The sequence below is a fragment of the Janthinobacterium sp. 64 genome, from assembly GCF_002813325.1.
Lineage (GTDB): Bacteria > Pseudomonadota > Gammaproteobacteria > Burkholderiales > Burkholderiaceae_D > Janthinobacterium.
On record NZ_PHUG01000001.1, the window covers coordinates 4,573,216 to 4,590,094 of the forward strand.

14 protein-coding genes are annotated in these 16,879 nt (G+C 62.5%); 10 read left to right on the top strand and 4 right to left on the bottom strand.

Annotation, left to right across the window (positions count from 1 at the left end):
- Positions 1-18 precede the first annotated feature (18 nt).
- From CLU91_RS20145 to CLU91_RS20185, 9 genes are all read left to right on the top strand, one after another.
- Positions 19-657, top strand: coding sequence for a YbhB/YbcL family Raf kinase inhibitor-like protein (locus CLU91_RS20145; protein WP_100875547.1), 639 nt, complete (start codon positions 19-21; stop codon positions 655-657).
- A gap of 3 nt (positions 658-660) precedes the next feature.
- Entirely contained in the window at positions 661-1,305 is a 645-nt protein-coding gene (locus CLU91_RS20150; RefSeq protein ID WP_100875548.1) for a histidine phosphatase family protein, read from the top strand.
- A 119-nt stretch (positions 1,306-1,424) separates the two neighbouring features.
- Positions 1,425-2,477, top strand: a complete 1,053-nt coding sequence (gene dusB, locus CLU91_RS20155) for a tRNA dihydrouridine synthase DusB (protein WP_100875549.1) — start codon at positions 1,425-1,427, stop codon at positions 2,475-2,477.
- A 169-nt stretch (positions 2,478-2,646) separates the two neighbouring features.
- Complete coding sequence (locus CLU91_RS20160; RefSeq protein ID WP_008445162.1) at positions 2,647-2,880, top strand: helix-turn-helix domain-containing protein; 234 nt, start codon at positions 2,647-2,649, stop codon at positions 2,878-2,880.
- A 107-nt stretch (positions 2,881-2,987) separates the two neighbouring features.
- A complete protein-coding gene (gene purH, locus CLU91_RS20165) occupies positions 2,988-4,574 on the top strand; it encodes a bifunctional phosphoribosylaminoimidazolecarboxamide formyltransferase/IMP cyclohydrolase (RefSeq protein WP_100875550.1) in 1,587 nt (528 codons plus the stop codon).
- A gap of 190 nt (positions 4,575-4,764) precedes the next feature.
- Positions 4,765-5,304: a crossover junction endodeoxyribonuclease RuvC gene (gene ruvC, locus CLU91_RS20170; RefSeq protein WP_100875551.1), complete on the top strand. Its 540-nt coding sequence runs from the start codon at positions 4,765-4,767 to the stop codon at positions 5,302-5,304.
- A 31-nt stretch (positions 5,305-5,335) separates the two neighbouring features.
- Positions 5,336-5,914 carry a Holliday junction branch migration protein RuvA gene (ruvA, locus tag CLU91_RS20175; RefSeq protein ID WP_034784779.1) on the top strand — a complete coding sequence of 193 codons (579 nt, stop codon included), beginning with the start codon at positions 5,336-5,338 and terminating at the stop codon, positions 5,912-5,914.
- 6 nt (positions 5,915-5,920) lie between these two features.
- Positions 5,921-6,976: a Holliday junction branch migration DNA helicase RuvB gene (gene ruvB / locus CLU91_RS20180; RefSeq protein WP_100875552.1), complete on the top strand. Its 1,056-nt coding sequence runs from the start codon at positions 5,921-5,923 to the stop codon at positions 6,974-6,976.
- 14 nt (positions 6,977-6,990) lie between these two features.
- Positions 6,991-7,458 (top strand): YaiI/YqxD family protein, encoded by a 468-nt coding sequence (locus CLU91_RS20185; RefSeq protein WP_092613064.1) that lies wholly within the window; start codon positions 6,991-6,993, stop codon positions 7,456-7,458.
- A gap of 51 nt (positions 7,459-7,509) precedes the next feature.
- Here CLU91_RS20185 and CLU91_RS20190 read toward each other — a convergent pair whose 3' ends face one another.
- The 4 genes from CLU91_RS20190 to CLU91_RS20205 all read right to left on the bottom strand — a co-directional run bounded on the left by CLU91_RS20190 (position 7,510) and on the right by CLU91_RS20205 (position 14,090).
- Positions 7,510-8,649, bottom strand: a complete 1,140-nt coding sequence (locus CLU91_RS20190; protein ID WP_100876828.1) for an OmpA family protein — start codon at positions 8,647-8,649, stop codon at positions 7,510-7,512.
- Between the two features lie 13 nt (positions 8,650-8,662).
- Entirely contained in the window at positions 8,663-10,438 is a 1,776-nt protein-coding gene (locus tag CLU91_RS20195; RefSeq protein ID WP_232730812.1) for an Ig-like domain-containing protein, read from the bottom strand.
- Positions 10,439-10,713: 275 nt separating this feature from the next.
- Complete coding sequence (locus tag CLU91_RS20200) at positions 10,714-11,142, bottom strand: DUF2147 domain-containing protein (RefSeq protein ID WP_442906609.1); 429 nt, start codon at positions 11,140-11,142, stop codon at positions 10,714-10,716.
- A gap of 140 nt (positions 11,143-11,282) precedes the next feature.
- The gene (locus tag CLU91_RS20205) at positions 11,283-14,090 is read right to left on the bottom strand and encodes a valine--tRNA ligase (RefSeq protein WP_100875554.1); all 2,808 of its coding nucleotides are present in this window, start codon (positions 14,088-14,090) and stop codon (positions 11,283-11,285) included.
- A 170-nt stretch (positions 14,091-14,260) separates the two neighbouring features.
- Between CLU91_RS20205 and CLU91_RS20210 the strand changes: the two genes are divergently transcribed.
- Positions 14,261-16,645, top strand: a complete 2,385-nt coding sequence (locus CLU91_RS20210; RefSeq protein WP_100875555.1) for an ankyrin repeat domain-containing protein — start codon at positions 14,261-14,263, stop codon at positions 16,643-16,645.
- Positions 16,646-16,879 lie beyond the last annotated feature (234 nt).

A 16,879-nucleotide genomic window follows, 5' to 3' on the forward strand; every position in this document is an offset into this window, starting at 1 on the left:
GATAAAAAGGAGCAAGCGATGAAATTGTGGAGCGAGACGTTTCGTGATGGCGGCCTGATGCCGGCCGAGAATGCCTTTGCCGAGATCGATCCGGCCAGCCGCGTCCGCCTCGCCGGCAACCGCAATCCCCATCTGGCCTGGGACGAGGTGCCCAACGGCACCGAGTCGCTGGCTCTGTTCTGCATCGACCCCGATGCGCCGCAGGACGCCAGCCTGGCCAATGTTGAAGGCCAGGCCTTGCCGCTGACGGCGCTGCGCGGCGATTTTTATCACTGGAGCTTGCTCGATATTCCCCTGGCCATGCGGGTGACTGCCGCCGGAGAATTTTCCAGCGGCATCACGCCACGCGGCAAGGCTGCCGGCACTGGTACTGGGCTGCGCCAGGGCCTCAACGACTACACGGCCTGGTTTGCCGGCGATGCCGCCATGGCCGGCGATTACTACGGCTACGATGGCCCATGCCCGCCGTGGAATGACGAGCGCATCCACCACTACATTTTCCGCCTGTATGCGCTCGACGTGCCGCAACTGGCTTTGCCCGAGCGTTTCACGGGGCAGCAAGCGCATGCCGCCTTGTACGGCCACATCCTCGACGAAGCCCAGCTCGTCGTTGCCTACTCGCTCAACCCCGAGCTGGCACTTACCCTGAAGAAATAAAGCATGAGCACCACGATCTTACTGATACGCCATGGCGAAACGGCCTGGAATGCGGGCCGCCGCCTGCAGGGTCATATCGACATCGCCCTGAACGAGGCGGGCCTGGCGCAAGCTTGCGCGCTGGGGCAGGCGCTGGCCGGTGAGCCGCTGGCCGCCATCCTCGCCAGCGATCTGCAGCGCGCGCAGCAAACGGCGCAAGCCGTGGCTGATGTGAAAGACTTACCCGTGCAAACGGACCCCTTGCTGCGCGAGCGCTGCTATGGCGCGTTCGAAGGCTTGCTGTATGCCGATATTGCCGCGCGCTATCCGCATGAATATGCGCAATGGCAATCGCGGCAGATCGATGCGGTGATGCCGTCCGGCGAGCGCGACGCCGAGAGCTTCCGCCAGTTTTATGCACGCGCGAACGGCGCCATCGCCCGCTGGGCCGAACGCTATGACGGCCAGACGATTGCCATCGTGGCGCATGGCGGCGTGCTCGAATGCGCCTACCGCGAGGCGGTCGGCATGACGCTCGACAGTCCGCGCGACTTCCAGGTCAAAAATGCCAGCGTCAACCGTTTTTCTTACGCGGATGGCAAGCTGCATTTGGTGCACTGGGGAAATATCGAGCACCTGAGCGCGCCCGCGATGGACGAGCTGGGCTAAGAGCGCTCCAAGCGGCCCCGTCGCCGCTCTGACGCACTGATCCAAAAAAAATAGTGCTTATTAATTAGGCAGGGAATCGGTTAAAATAGCAGGTTCCTCCGTCCATTCCAGGTTCTTCAGTGCAAATCGGCCCTCACATTCTGCGCAACAACGTTTTCGTCGCTCCCATGGCGGGCGTGACGGATCGGCCTTTCCGCCAGTTGTGCAAGCAGTTGGGTGCTGGCTACGCCGTGTCGGAGATGGCGGCGTCGAATCCGCGCCTGTGGGCAACGGAAAAAAGCACGCGCCGCACGGACCACGAAGGCGAAATGGAGCCGAAGGCCGTGCAGATCGCTGGCGCCGATCCGCAAGACCTGGCCGACTGCGCCAGGTTCAACGTGGACCGGGGCGCGCAGATCATCGACATCAACATGGGTTGCCCCGTCAAAAAGGTGTGCAACAGCTGGTGCGGTTCGGCCCTGCTGCAAAACGTAAGCCTGGTGGAAAAGATCTTGCACGCCGTTGTCAACGCCGTCGACGTGCCCGTCACCCTGAAGTTTCGCACGGGCTGGAACCGCGAAAACAAGAATGCCCTGACCATCGCCCGCATCGCCGAGCAAGCCGGCATCCAGATGCTGACCTTGCACGGCCGCACGCGCGCCGATGGCTACAAGGGCGATGCCGAATATGAAACCATTGCCGCCGTGAAAGCATCGGTGGGCATTCCCGTGGTGGCCAATGGCGACATTACCAGTCCGGAAAAGGCCCGCTTTGTGCTCGATCAAACGGGTGCCGATGCCGTCATGATCGGCCGCGCGGCGCAGGGCCGGCCGTGGATTTGCCGTGAAATCGACCATTTTTTGCGCACCGGCACCTTGCTGCCGGCGCCGTACGTGGATGAAGTGCGCACCTTGATGGATGAGCATTTGCGCGCCCATTACGCGTTTTATGGAGAATTTCTCGGCGTGCGCACGGCGCGCAAGCACATCGGCTGGTATGTGAAGGATCTGGAAGGCGGCGAGGCGTTCCGCCAGCAAATGAACTTGCTGGAGTCGACGGATGCGCAGTTGCTGGCCGTGGATCAATTTTTTGAGTCGCAATGGAAATTTGGCGAACGGTTACAATACCGCCTCTCCGAATCCAGTGAAAGTGGCCTGATCGATGTGATCAAACCGATGGCCACGGCAGCATGAGCAGATAGCAACAAGCAGGGTAATCAGTTGTCGGCAGTACAAGGGCGAGCGCCTATATACAGAGCGTCATGCAATATTAATTACAACACCGAGGCAAGAGGGCAGCACGCGGACCGCATGAGCGGCGCGGCGCCCGATGGCCAGGTGTTCAGCCGGTTGAAGCATACAAATGAGCAAAGAAAGCATTCAGGAAGTCGTACAGAAAAGTCTAGAAGATTACTTCAATGACCTGGGCGAACAGCAAGCATCGAATATCTATGACATGGTCGTGCTGACCGTGGAAAAGCCCATCCTGGAAGTCGTGATGACACGCGCCGATGGCAACCAGTCGCACGCCGCGCAGATGCTGGGCATCAACCGCAATACCCTGCGCAAGAAATTGCAGGAGCACGGTTTGCTGTAATGCCGGCATGCAAGTGACGCCAAGATTTGAATCCGCCGCAGCGGGCCCAGCCTGATAGCTGACCGCTGTGCCATTCGCCAAGAACACTTAACCACCTAGCCACAGCCATGATCAAACAAGCTCTCCTCTCCGTTTCCGACAAGACCGGCGTTCTCGAATTCGCCCGCGCCCTGTCCGCCCTCGGCGTCAACCTCCTGTCCACCGGCGGCACCGCCAAATTGCTGGCAGACAACGGTGTTCCTGTGACGGAAGTTGCCGATTACACCGGTTTCCCGGAGATGCTCGATGGCCGTGTGAAGACCCTGCACCCGAAAGTGCACGGCGGTATCCTGGCGCGCCGCGATTTCCCTGAGCACATGTCGAAACTGGTCGAGCACGACATGCCGACCATCGACATGGTGGTGGTCAACCTGTACCCGTTCCAGGGCACGGTCGCCAAGGCCGATTGCACCCTGGAAGACGCGATCGAAAACATCGATATCGGCGGCCCGACCATGCTGCGTTCGGCGGCCAAGAACCACAAGGACGTGGTTGTCATCTGCGATCCGACCGACTACGACGCCGTGCTGGCGGAGCTGCGCTCGGCCGACGGCACGGCCGGCACGGTCAGCTACGACACCAAATTCATGCTGGCGAAAAAAGTCTTTGCGCACACGGCGCAATACGATGGCGCCATCACCAACTACCTGACCAGCCTGGGCCCGACAAAAGTGCACGCCGAGCGCGGCGCTTATCCGCAAGTGTTGAATGTTGCATTTGAGAAAGTGCAAGACATGCGCTACGGTGAGAATCCACACCAGAGCGCCGCCTTCTACCGCGACCTGGTCACCATCGATGGTGCGCTGGCCAACTACCGCCAGCTGCAAGGCAAAGAATTGTCGTACAACAACATCGCCGATGCTGATGCGGCCTGGGAATGCGTGAAGAGCCTGGGCGGTTTCGAGCAAAGCGCCGCTTGCGTCATCGTCAAGCATGCGAACCCATGCGGCGTAGCCCTGGGCAAGAATGCGGCCGAAGCGTATGCGCGCGCCCTGCAGACGGACCCGACCTCGGCATTCGGCGGCATCATTGCTTTTAATACCGAACTGGACGGCGCCACGGCCGGCGAAATCGCCAAGCTGTTCGTGGAAGTGCTGATCGCCCCGTCGTTCTCCGCCGAAGCGAAACAGATTCTGTCGAGCAAACAAAACGTACGCATGCTGGAAATCCCGCTGGGGGCCGGCGTCAACGCCATGGACTTCAAGCGCGTCGGTGGCGGCTTGCTGGTGCAATCGCCGGACGCGAAAAACGTCGGTATCGGCGACTTGCGCGTGGTCAGCAAGCTGCAGCCGACGCCGCAGCAATTGTCCGACCTGATGTTCGCCTGGAAAGTGGCGAAATTCGTCAAGTCGAACGCCATCGTCTTCTGCGGCAATAACATGACCCTGGGCGTGGGCGCAGGCCAGATGAGCCGTATCGATTCGGCCCGCATCGCTTCCATCAAGGCGCAAAACGCCGGCCTGTCGCTGACCGGTTCGGTGGTGGCGTCGGACGCCTTCTTCCCGTTCCGCGACGGCCTCGACGTCGTCGTCGACGCGGGCGCGACCTGCGTCATCCACCCGGGCGGCTCCATGCGCGACCAGGAAGTGATCGATGCGGCGGACGAGCGCGGCGTGGTGATGCTGTACACGGGTACGCGTCATTTCCGTCATTAATAAGGCGGCCTAAACCTACTGCGCGGCGCGGGGCGCGGCCTGCGATGCTCACTGTGCTCTAGCACAGTTGCGCTTCTCGGCCACGCCGCATCGCCGCTCGCTACGGTTTATCCCACCTTATTGAAAGGTGGTCAAACGGCAGGCACCGGTTATTCACCGGTGCCTGCCGTATTCATTATAGAATCTGGCGATGATTATTCTTGGCATCGATCCTGGCCTGCGCACGACCGGCTTTGGGGTCATTGAAAAACTTGGCAACAAGCTGCGCTATATCGCGTCGGGGACCGTCAAGACGGCTTCCGACGGGGAATTGCCGCCGCGACTGAAGATCATTTTGCAGGGCGTGAGCGAAATCGTCGGCACCTATCAGCCCGACTGCGCGGCCATCGAAAAAGTGTTTGTCAACGTCAATCCCCAATCGACCTTGCTGCTGGGCCAGGCGCGTGGCGCGGCCATTTGCGCGTTGGTCCACGCCGATTTGTCGGTGGCCGAGTACACGGCGCTGCAAGTGAAACAGGCCGTCACGGGCCACGGCAAGGCGGCCAAGGAGCAGGTGCAGGACATGGTGTCGCGGCTGCTGTCATTGCCCGGCTTGCCCGGCACGGATGCGGCCGATGCACTGGGCGTGGCCATTTGCCATGCCAACAGCATCGACGCGCTGGCCATGCTCGGCGCGCTGGCGCCACAACTGCAGGGTCTGCGTATGAAACGCGGCCGTTTAGTTGGATAATCACTCTCAAATTTAACATTAGGAACACGCGATGATAGGCCGTCTATCCGGTATTTTGCTTGAAAAAAATCCGCCACAATTGCTGGTCGATTGCCAGGGCGTCGGCTATGAAGTCGACGTGCCGATGAGCACCTTTTACAACCTGCCCCACGTGGGCGAAAAAGTCGTGCTGTTTACGCACCAGGCCATCCGCGAAGATGCGCATCTGCTGTTTGGCTTCGGCAATGCGGCCGAGCGGGCCGTATTCCGCCAGTTGATCAAGATCACGGGCGTGGGCGCGCGCATGGCCTTGTCGATTCTCTCCGGCATGACGATCGCCGACCTGGCGCAGGCGATCACCTTGCAGGATTCCGGCCGTTTGGTCAAAGTGCCCGGCATCGGCAAGAAGACGGCCGAGCGGCTGTTGCTGGAATTGAAGGGCAAGATCGGTGCCGATCTTGGCCCGCTGGGCGCGCATGCGGCGCCGGACGCGCAATCGGATATTTTGAACGCACTGGTCGCGCTCGGCTATTCGGACAAGGAAGCGCTGGCGGCCGTGAAAAACGTGCCGGCCGGCAGCGGCGTGTCTGACGGCATCAAATTGGCGCTGAAAGCGCTGTCGAAAGGCTGATAGGGCATGAGCATCCAGACCGACATCTTCACGGAACAGCGCATCATCGACGCGGCGCCCATCTCGCACAACGAGGAGGCGATCGAACGGGCCTTGCGGCCCAAGCAGCTCGACGAGTATGTGGGACAGGAAAAGATCCGCGACCAGCTCGAAATTTTCATCACGGCCGCGCGCCAGCGCAAGGAAGCGCTCGACCATACTTTGCTGTTCGGCCCGCCGGGCCTGGGCAAGACGACCCTGGCGCACATCATCGCGCGCGAAATGGGCGTCAACTTGCGCCAGACCTCCGGCCCCGTGCTGGAGCGCCCGGGCGACCTGGCCGCGATTTTGACGAACCTGGAAGCGAACGACGTCCTGTTCATCGATGAAATCCACCGGCTGTCGCCGGTCGTCGAGGAAATTTTGTATCCGGCGCTTGAGGATTATCAGATCGACATCATGATCGGCGAAGGCCCGGCCGCCCGTTCCGTGAAACTCGATCTGCAACCGTTTACATTGGTCGGCGCCACCACGCGCGCCGGCATGCTGACCAATCCGCTGCGCGACCGCTTCGGCATCGTCGCGCGCCTCGAGTTTTACAACACGGGCGAACTGACGAAGATCGTCACGCGCAGCGCCGCCTTGCTGAAAGCGCCCATCGACCCGGAAGGCGCGCATGAAATCGCCCAGCGCGCGCGCGGCACGCCCCGCATCGCCAACCGTCTGTTGCGCCGCGTGCGCGATTTCGCGGAAGTCAAAAGCAATGGCGACATCACCAAGGTGGTGGCCGACCGCGCGCTGGCCATGCTCGACGTCGATTCCGCCGGTTTCGACGTGATGGACCGCAAGCTGCTCGAAGCCGTGCTGTTCAAGTTCGGCGGCGGCCCCGTCGGCATAGGGAACCTGGCGGCCGCCATCGGCGAAGCGGCCGATACCATCGAAGACGTGCTGGAGCCATATTTGATCCAGCAAGGTTTCCTGCAGCGCACGCCGCGTGGCCGGGTCGCCACGCCGGCCGCCTATCTGCACTTCGGCGTCAGCGCGCCGCGCATGGGTCCGGGCGGCGAAGCGTGGGAGCTGTGATGGCGCAAGAAGGAATGCAAATCTGGATCGATGCGGACGCCTGTCCCGTCGTCATCAAGGAAATCCTGTACAGAGTCGCCGACCGCCTGGAGTTGCCGCTCACCCTGGTCGCCAACCAGGGCTTGCGCGTGCCGCCCTCGCGTTTCATTCGTACCGTGCAAGTGCCGTCCGGTGCCGATGTGGCCGACCAGGAAATCGTGCGGCTGTTGAATCCGGGCGACCTGGTCATCACGGGCGACATTCCGCTGGCCGCCGACGTGCTGACCAAGGGTGGTTTTGCGCTGAACCCGCGCGGCGAGTTTTACACGAAGGACAATATCGCCCAGCAACTGACGATGCGCGCCTTCATGGAAGAATTGCGCAGCGGCGGTGTCGACACGGGCGGCCCGGCCGCCTTCAGCCAGTCCGACCGGCAACAGTTCGCCAACAGCCTGGACCGGCATTTGAGCAAGCATCACCGCAAGCCGGCGCCAGCGCAGTAATCTGTGGACGAAAAAAAACCGGCGCAAGCCGGTTTTTTACGTGCATCTAACTTAGCGTGCAACTTTTTTCGTGCCCACCACTTCCACCGTGACGCGGCGGTTCTTGGCGCGGCCGGCGGCACTCGTGTTGTCGGCCACGGGCTGGGTTTCTCCCTTGCCTTCCGTGTAGACGCGGTTCGTTTCCACGCCTTGCGCCACCAGATAGGCCTTGACGGCTTCGGCGCGGCGCTGCGACAGTTTCTGGTTGTAGGCGTCCGGGCCGACGGCATCCGTATGGCCGACCGTGACGATGACTTCCAGATCCATGCCTGACAACTGGCCCAGCAACTGGTCCAGCGCCGCCTTGCCTTGCGGCTTGAGCGTCGATTGATCAAAATCAAACAGCGCTTCGGAAGCAAACGACACTTTTTCGGACACGGGTGCCGGTGCCGGTGCGGCCACGACGACTGGCGCCGGCATGGCGACGACAGGGGCGACGTCGGGCGCCGGCTGGTAGGCAGGTGTGGCGCTGGCCGGGCGGCCCAGTTTATACACGAGGCTGACGGAATACAGGTCCGCATCGCCGCGGTTGCCCACGGCGTCGTTCAGGCGATAGCGCTCGACTTCGCCGCGCAAGGCCAGCGCTTCGCTGAACTTGTATTCCAGGCCCAGGCCCAGCTTGGCGTTGAGCTTGCGCTCGCTGGCATGCGTATTGGCCGAACCCAGCAGGCGGTTGCCGCTGAACTCCGTGTTGGTCTTGGTGTAGTGCATGCCGACACGGCCCAGCAGGGACAGGCGCTGCGACAGCGGCAGCTGGCCCAGCAAGTCCAGGTTCACGCCGCGAAAGCCCGCTTGCCCGTTCAGTACGCCGTTGCCGCTGGTACTCGACTTGAAGTCGAACTTGCCCAGGTCAAAGTAGCCCGCTTCCACGGCGAAATACTGGTTCAGCTGGCGGCCGACAAACAGTTTATAGCCCGTGTCGCGCTGGTCCTTGGTAAAACCGGTGACGGTCTCGCCGTTGGCGGCCAGGCTGGCGCGCAGACGCGGCTCGTCGATGGTGGCGCGCGACTGGCCCACGCCCGCGCCGATATACCAGGCACTGTTGGCCCAGTCCGGGTTGATGAAGGTATTGTCCTGCGCCTGCGCCGATTGCGCCGCCAGCAAGGCGCCGGTCATGACGCTCAGTGCGCCCAATGTGTGTGCGATAGTCATCGTCATGTCCCGGTTATTTGGTGATCTGGTTATTGCGCAGGGTAACGGCAGCAGCCGTCAGCACGCGGCCATTGAGCAGGGTCGTGTTGTCGCCCACCGTGATGGCAGCCGACTGGCCCAGGATATTGCCCTTGAAGACGCTGTTCGCCGCCAGGGTGGTGGGGCCGACTGGCAGCCAGCTGACGTTGTCGGCCGTGGCGCCATTGTTCAGGGCCACCACCGAGTTGACGGTCGAGTTCAAGGTCAGCGCCGTGCGGAAGATGTACACGCCAGGACCGTTCAGTGTCAGGGTGCCCGTGATGCTGATGGCGCCCGCATAGCAATACACGCCGGGACCGAAGGTCTGGCCGCCAAGGTCGATGCCGCCGGCAAAGCTGACGTCGCAGCTACGGCTGTTACCGTCCGTGATCGCCGCTTGCAGATCCGTCATGGCGCCGGCCAGGATGGCGCCCGACTTGTAGTTGGTAAAACCTGCCGCCTGGGTCGGATCGACCGTTTGCGACGGCGCACCGACATCGCCCGTGACCAGGGTGGTGCCGCCCGAATTGTTGGTGATCGAGGTGCCTGCCAGCACGCCGAACGGTGCCGCGCGGCCCAGGATGATCGGGTTCAGGACGGGCGGGATGGCGACGGCCGTGACGGTCAGCAGCGCGCTGCCCGACTGGCCACCGGCTGTGGCGGTAATGTTGCTGGTGCCGACAGCGATGCCAGTGGCGATGCCCGTATTCAGTACCGTGGCATTGGCAACGGTGCCCGAAGTCCAGGCGGCGCTGTTGGTGATGATGGCGTTCGAGCTGTCCGAATACGTTGCCGTGGCAACGAATTGCTGCTGGGTACCGACGGCGATGCTGGCGGTGGCTGGCGTGACGGCGATGCTGACCAGGGTGGCGGCAGGCACGGTGACGGTGGTGCTGGCCGTCTGGCCGTTGAAGCTGGCGTTCATGACGCTGCTACCAAAGGCAACGCCGGTGACGCGGCCGCTGCTGGCGACCGTGGCCGCCGCTGGCGTGACTGACACGAAGCTGCTGCCGGCCGTGACGTCAGCCGTGCTGTTGTCCGAGTAGGTGGCAATGACGGCCAACTGGCGCGTCGCGGCCACCGGCACGATGGGGCTTTGCGGCGTGACGGCGATCGACAGCAAGGTGGCCGGGTTGACGGTCAAGACCGTGCTGGCCGTGAGCGTGCCCGTGGTGGCCGTGATCTGCGTCGTGCCGGCAACTTTGCCCAGCGCCAGTCCGCCAGCGGCGATGCTCGCCGTGGCGGGGGTGGCGGAGGCAAAGGCCGATACGGCTGTGACGTCGCGCGTGGCGCCGTCGCTGAAGCTGCCCGTCACCGCAAATTGCTGCGTGGCGCCGATGGCGATCGATGGCGTGAGCGGCGTGATGGCAATGGCCGTCAAGGTGGCTGGTGAGACGGTCAACTGGGCCGCTGCGCTCTTGCCGCCGAACGCGGCGCTGATGTTGCTGTTGCCGGCAGCGATGCCGGTGCTCAAGCCAGTGGCGGCATTGACGGTCGCGCTGGCCGGCGTGGCCGACGTCCAGGCTGCCTTGGCGCTGACGTCTTGCGCGGAACCGTCGCTATACGTGGCGATGGCCGTAAATTGCTGGCCCGCGCCGATGGCGACCGTCGCCGTGGCTGGCGTGACGGCCAGGCTGGACAAGGTAGCGGCCGGCAAGCCGAGGATGGGATCGCGTCCCTGGTCGCCGCCGCCGCAACCGGCCAGGGTGGCCATGGCCAGCAGCCCTGCCGAGACGAGCAGCGGGTTCAGATATCGTTTGAAGAGATTCATAGTGTTCCTTTGTGCATGGCATTCACTGCCGGGCATCCGCGGATGAGGTCATCCGGCAGAGCCATGCCGCCTGTCGCTACAGGGCGATGGCGTCACAGACATGCACTATTTCATTTAGGAAACTTGAAGTATGTTCGGTGGCGCGCATAGGCCCCTGGCGTTCGTCGATAGGTTCAAAAAAACGCGATTCGGCCTGGAAAACAACGGCAAGGCGGACTTGCGGACGCAAAAAAGCCGGCGCTTGGCCGGCTTCGGTCGGGCAGGGCGTGCGATGTTTATTCTTCGCGCACCCACGTTTGCGAGCGGCCAAACATCGGCACGCCGACATAGCCGCGCACTTGCAGCTTGGTGCCGCCTTCAATCAGTTCGGCCTTGCTCTTGTAGACCTTGCCGCTGGCCGGGTCCGTGATTTCGCCGCCCGTCCATTCCTTGCCGTCATATTTCAGGCCGGACAGGATCACCAGGCCGATGATGGGCTGGTCCTTGTTGGCACCCGTGCACTTGTCGCACTTGGGATTTTGATCTTCATTCGGGGCGCGGAACAGCTTGTCGATCTTGCCTTGCAAGACGCCATTGCTTTCCGTGATGACAACGAGGGATTTCGGCTTGCCGCTGGCATCGTCGATGGTTTTCCACGTACCGACGGGGGTGTAGTTGCCGTCGCGCGCGGTGGCGCTGCCGGCGATGGCCAGGGCGGCCACCATGATGCTTGCTTTGAATATTGTATGCATTGCCTGTCTCCAATGGTTTTTTTGATCGGGGCACGAACAGTTATATACCAAGGCAAGACCAAGAGTGCTGCGCGGCGTCACTGGGACGACCGCGCAATCCTTCCAAACTTGCCTTATGCGCTGGCTAGTTTAGCAAACTGTTCGCGCAATTTTTCAATTGTGGCCGAAAAACTGAGCAAACGCTCGTTTTCTTGCGCAACGATGGCGGCCGGGGCGCGCGCGACGAAGCTTTCATTGCCTAATTTGCTATTCACTTTGGCAATTTCCGCTTCGATGCGGGCGATTTCCTTGCCCAGGCGCTCGCGTTCGGCAGCCACGTCGATTTCCACTTTCAGCATCAGCTTGGTGGTGCCGACGATGGCGACGGCCGCTGGAGAGTCCGGCAACGCATCGACGATCTGCACTTCCGCCAGTTTGCCCAGCGACTGGATGTACGGTGCGTACGACGCCAGCGCGGCCTTTTCAGTGGCATTGCCCGCTTCGACGATCAGCGGCACGCGCACGGAAGGCGAGATCTGCATTTCGCCGCGCAGGTTGCGCGTCGCATCCGTCAAGGCTTTCAGCTGCTGCATCCACGCTTCCGCGCTTTCATCGATCTTGTCGGTGTTGGCGATCGGATACGGCTGCATCATGATCGAATCACCTTCCGCCTTCAAGGTCTTGCCGGCCAAAGGCGCCACCGTCTGCCACAGGGCTTCCGTAACGAACGGAATGATCGGATGGGCCAGGCGCAGCACCACTTCCAGCACGCGCAGCAGGGTGTGGCGGGTGGCGCGCTGCTGGCCTTCCGTGCCTTGCTGTACTTGCACCTTGGCTACTTCCAGGTACCAGTCGCAATACTCGTCCCACACGAATTTGTAGATCGATGCGGCGATATTGTCGAAACGGAAGTCTTCAAAGCCCTTGGCCACGTCCAGTTCCGCGCGTTGCAGCAAGGAGATGATCCACTTGTCCGCCTGCGACAGGTCGGCGTCATTTGGCGTGCAATCCTTGCCTTCCGTATTCATCATGACGAAACGGGTGGCGTTCCACATCTTGTTGCAGAAGTTGCGGTAGCCTTCGCAGCGGCCCAGGTCGAAATTGATGTTGCGGCCCAGCGAGGCATAGCTGGCCATGGTGAAGCGCACGGCGTCCGTGCCGTAGGCCGAAATGCCGTCCGGGAATTCCTTGCGCGTCGCCTTGGTGATTTTTTCCGCGTCGCGCGGGTTCATCAGGCCCGTGGTGCGCTTGACGATCAAGCCTTCCAGGTCGATGCCGTCGATCAGGTCGATCGGGTCCAGGGTGTTGCCTTTCGACTTGGACATTTTCTGTCCCGTCGAATCGCGCACCAGGCCGTGCACGTAGACGGTTTCAAACGGCACCTTGCCCGTGAAGTGCGCCGTCATCATGACCATGCGCGCGACCCAGAAGAAGATGATGTCGAAACCCGTCACCAGCACGGACGATGGCAGGAAGGCCTTCATGTCCGGCGTTTCTTCCGGCCAACCCATGGTCGAGAACGGCACCAGGGCGGACGAGAACCACGTGTCGAGCACGTCGTCGTCGCGTTTCAAGGGGCCCGTGCTGCCGGCCGCCTGGGCCTTGGCGATGGCTTCCGCTTCCGTCTTGGCAACGAAGATATTGCCGGCGTCGTCGTACCACGCCGGGATTTGATGGCCCCACCACAGTTGGCGCGAGATGCACCAGTCCTGGATGTTGTTGAGCCATTGGTTGTAGGTGGTGCTCCAGTTTTCCGGCACGAACTTGATTTCGCCGTTGGCGACCTTGTCCAGCGCCGTTTCGGCGATCGATTTGCCTGGGAAGAACGTGCCTTCCGGGGCTGGTTTGCTCATGGCGACAAACCACTGGTCCGTCAGCATCGGCTCGATGACGACGCCCGTGCGGTCGCCGCGCGGCACCATCAGTTTGTGCGGCTTGACCTGTTCCAGCAAGCCTTGCGCGTCGAGGTCGGCGACGATCTGCTTGCGCGCGGCGAAGCGGTCCATGCCGCGGTAGGCTGCCGGCGCGTCGTCGGTGATCTTCGCGTCCAGCGTCAAAATGACGATCTGCGCCAGTTTGTGGCGTTGGCCGACGGCGTAATCGTTCATGTCGTGCGCAGGAGTAATCTTGACGCAGCCGGTGCCGAATTCCTTGTCGACGTATTCGTCGGCGATGATGGGGATTTCGCGGTCGCTCAAAGGCAGTTTGAGCATCTTGCCCACCAGCGGAAGGTAGCGCTCGTCCGTCGGATCGACGGCCACGGCCACGTCGCCCAGCATGGTTTCAGGACGGGTCGTCGCCACCGTCAGGAAGCCGCTGCCGTCGGCCAGCGGGTACTTGATGTACCACATGGAACCGTCTTCTTCTTCGGACACCACTTCCAGGTCGGACACCGCCGTGCCCAGCACGGGGTCCCAGTTGACCAGGCGCTTGCCGCGGTAGATCAGGCCTTGCTCGAACAGGCGCACGAAGACGTCGGTGACGACTTTCGAGCGCGGCTCGTCCATCGTGAAGTATTCGCGCTGCCAGTCGGCCGAGGCGCCCAGGCGGCGCATCTGGCCGGTGATGATGGAACCGGATTTTTCTTTCCATTCCCACACTTTTTCCACGAATTTCTCGCGGCCCAGGTCATGGCGCGAAATCTTTTGCGCATCCAGCTGGCGTTGCACGACGATTTGCGTGGCGATGCCCGCGTGGTCGGTGCCCGGTATCCAGGCCGTGTTGTGGCCCAGCATGCGGTGGTAGCGGGTCAGGCCATCCATGATGGTCTGGTTGAACGCATGGCCCATGTGCAGGGTGCCGGTGACGTTCGGCGGCGGCAACTGGATGCTGAAGGAAGGTTTTCCGGCATCGAGGGTGGCGGTGAAGTAACCGCGTTGTTCCCACTCGGTGCGCCAGAATTGTTCAATGTCGGCGGGCTCGAAAGACTTGGCTAATTCCATGATTTGGCGTGTGATTGGCAAAAGGAACCATTATAAGGGGTGCATAAAGCATGCGCAGCAAATAGCGGGCCTGGATGAGCCGAAAAGCCGCGCACGATTGAGCAATATTGCTGCATTGTATTTTTTCTAAGCTATCATCTTTGCAACATTATTTGAAAACTCAGGCAATCATGAAAAAATTGTGGCAATTGGCCGTGCTCGGCGCTGGATGGGTTGCCGGTGGCGCGTGCGCCGGCGTTCCGGAGGGAATGGCGGCTCTGCAGGATGGGCGCTGCAGCAAGGCCGTTGCGCAATTGCGCGGACCGGCGCAAGGTGGCAATGTCGAGGCGCAAAAGGTCCTCGCCGATATCTACATGGGCGAGAAAGGATGCCGGGACGTGGAGCGCAGCGAGGTCGAAGCGGAGCGCTGGTATCTGCTGGCGGCCAAGGGCGGCGATCGCGCCGCGCAGGAGGCGCTGGTTTTCATGTATGCATACGCGCCGGGCCGCATGCTCAATCCATCGCGCGCGCGGCCCTGGTTGGGCGTCATGGCCGTGCAGGGTGAGGGCAAGCCGCTGCAGGACCTGGCACAAATGTATGAGCGGGGCGAAGGCGGGCCGGTCGACCGGGTGCTGTCGTATGCGCTCAACCTGCTGGCGCTGCAAGACAAGGAGTGGAGCGGTGCGGCCGCGATGGAGAAGTCCCTGCCGGCGCGCCGTGGCAGGATGTCGCCGGACCAGGTCGACGAGGCCGTGCGCCTGGCCGGCCTTTGGCAGCGCGGCGCGCCTCTTCCGACGACGTCGCAGACGGGACAGCGTTCGCCGCAGGATTGGTACCGCCGCGCCGCCGAGGGGGGCGACATGGAAGCCGCTTACCAGCTGGGTTTGCTGTGCTGGAAAGGCACGGGCGGCCTGGATGAAAAGCAGGCTGCCCGCTGGCTGCGCAAGGCCGCCGAAAGCGGCATTGCCAAGGCCCAGCTGCAGCTGGCCGTGCTGTATGGCGAGGAGGCGGGCGTGCCGCAGGACTATGTGCTCGCTTCCATGCTGAGCCAGTTGGCGGCGGCGGGCGGCGCGGCGGACGCCGGCGACGCCGTGGCCCGCTGGACAAAGAAACTGAATGCTGCGCAACAGGCCGAGGCGCAGCAGCTGGCGCGGGCATGGAAAGTGGGCATGCCGTTGCCGCAGGTCTCGGTGCATGGCATGGAACGCTTGATCAATTATGTGCGCGAGGCACGCAACAAGCTGCCGCCGACGCCAGAGGTGACGGCGCTGTTCAAGGCTGCCAAAGAGGGCGACGAAGCTGCCTTTGGCAAGCTGCTGGCCGGCGTCGCCGAGCCGGGCGCCTATGCGCTCGACAGGAGTCCCTTGCTGAACTATTTGATTTCGCCTCCATCGAGCATGTACAAAGCCGAAGCGGCATGGCTGAATGCGCAAACCCGGCAGGACGACGATCAGCAGCGACTGGCGCAGGCGCCGCTGCAGGCGCGCCGCCAGGCGCTGCGTGAGCAGTACGCCGCGCTGTTGCCCGCCAAGCTGCGCATGATGACGCTGCTGTTGCAACGCGGCGTGCCGCTCGGCGAAGGCGATACGCTTTACCACGCCGCACCGCTGCATCTGGCTGCCCTGTACGGCAATGCCGCAATGGTGCGCCTGTTGCTGGCGCATGGCGCCGATGTGCGGCAATACGGCGGCGAAAACCACACGCAGGCGCCGCTGGAATACGCCTTGCAGCAGGAGGATGCGGACATCTTGCCGGAATTGATCGACGCGAAAGAACGTACGGCCAGCATGATCGCCATGCTCGACGCAGGCGCGGGCCGGCCCTATTTGCTGGTAGACCAGTACCTGGCAGAGAAAAAGGCCAAGAAAGGCGGGGCTGCGCAGCCAGCGGAACGGCCGCTGGCCGATTCTTTGCTATGGGGGCCCTTGCTGCGCCTGACGCGCGGCACCGAAGTGCTCGATAAAATGCTGGCCACCGGCACCACGCCAAATACTGATGAGCAGGAAAAGTCGCTGTACGCCTATGCCGCCGAAGCGGGCAACGCCGGCGCGCTGGACTGGCTCAAGCAGCGCGTGCCCCGGCATGACGCGAAGGGAAATGACCGCTGGCTCGACGCTGCGATGCGCGCCATGTACAACTACCAGCCGACGTCCGAGGACGTGCTGCGCCAACTGGTGGTGCCCGGCATGCCATGGCAGCAAGTCGGACCCGCCGCCGAAGTTTCTTACAAGGGACAGCAGGCGGCGCTCGATTCGCGGCGTCTGGAAAAGGAGACGCTGCTGTGGCATGCGGTGCGCAGCCAGCGGCACGACTGGGTCGCCCGCCTGGCCGCGATGGGCGCGCCCATCGTCACCGGCGGTTATCTGCCGCCCTTGCTGGCGGCCGTCGAAAATAGCGACGCGGCGATGGTCAAGCTGCTGCTGAGCCTGGGCGCCGATCCGCTGGGCGGGGAATTCCCCGTATTGAAGATGGCGCAGCAACGGGCGTCGACGCCGGAAAGTAAAGCGGTGCTGAGCTTGCTGAAGGCGGCCGCCGCGGCGCGCAAGCCTGCGGCCGCCGCACCGTTGCCGCAATAGCATTTGCCTGGTCGGCATGCGTCATCTTGCCCGGCGACAACGCCGGGTTTTAGCGGCCTGGCGAGTCGTTTTCCTGCAACAGAGCGGGGATCAAGGCGCTGCCGATGCTATAATTCTGGCCCCGGCGCCTCCTGCCCCATCCTTGCGGACGGCGCCAGCAGACGCGGTTGTATTTAAGTTTCATATCCAGCACTCGTCCGCGTCTCAAGGCCAGCGCATCCGCGATGCCAGCCA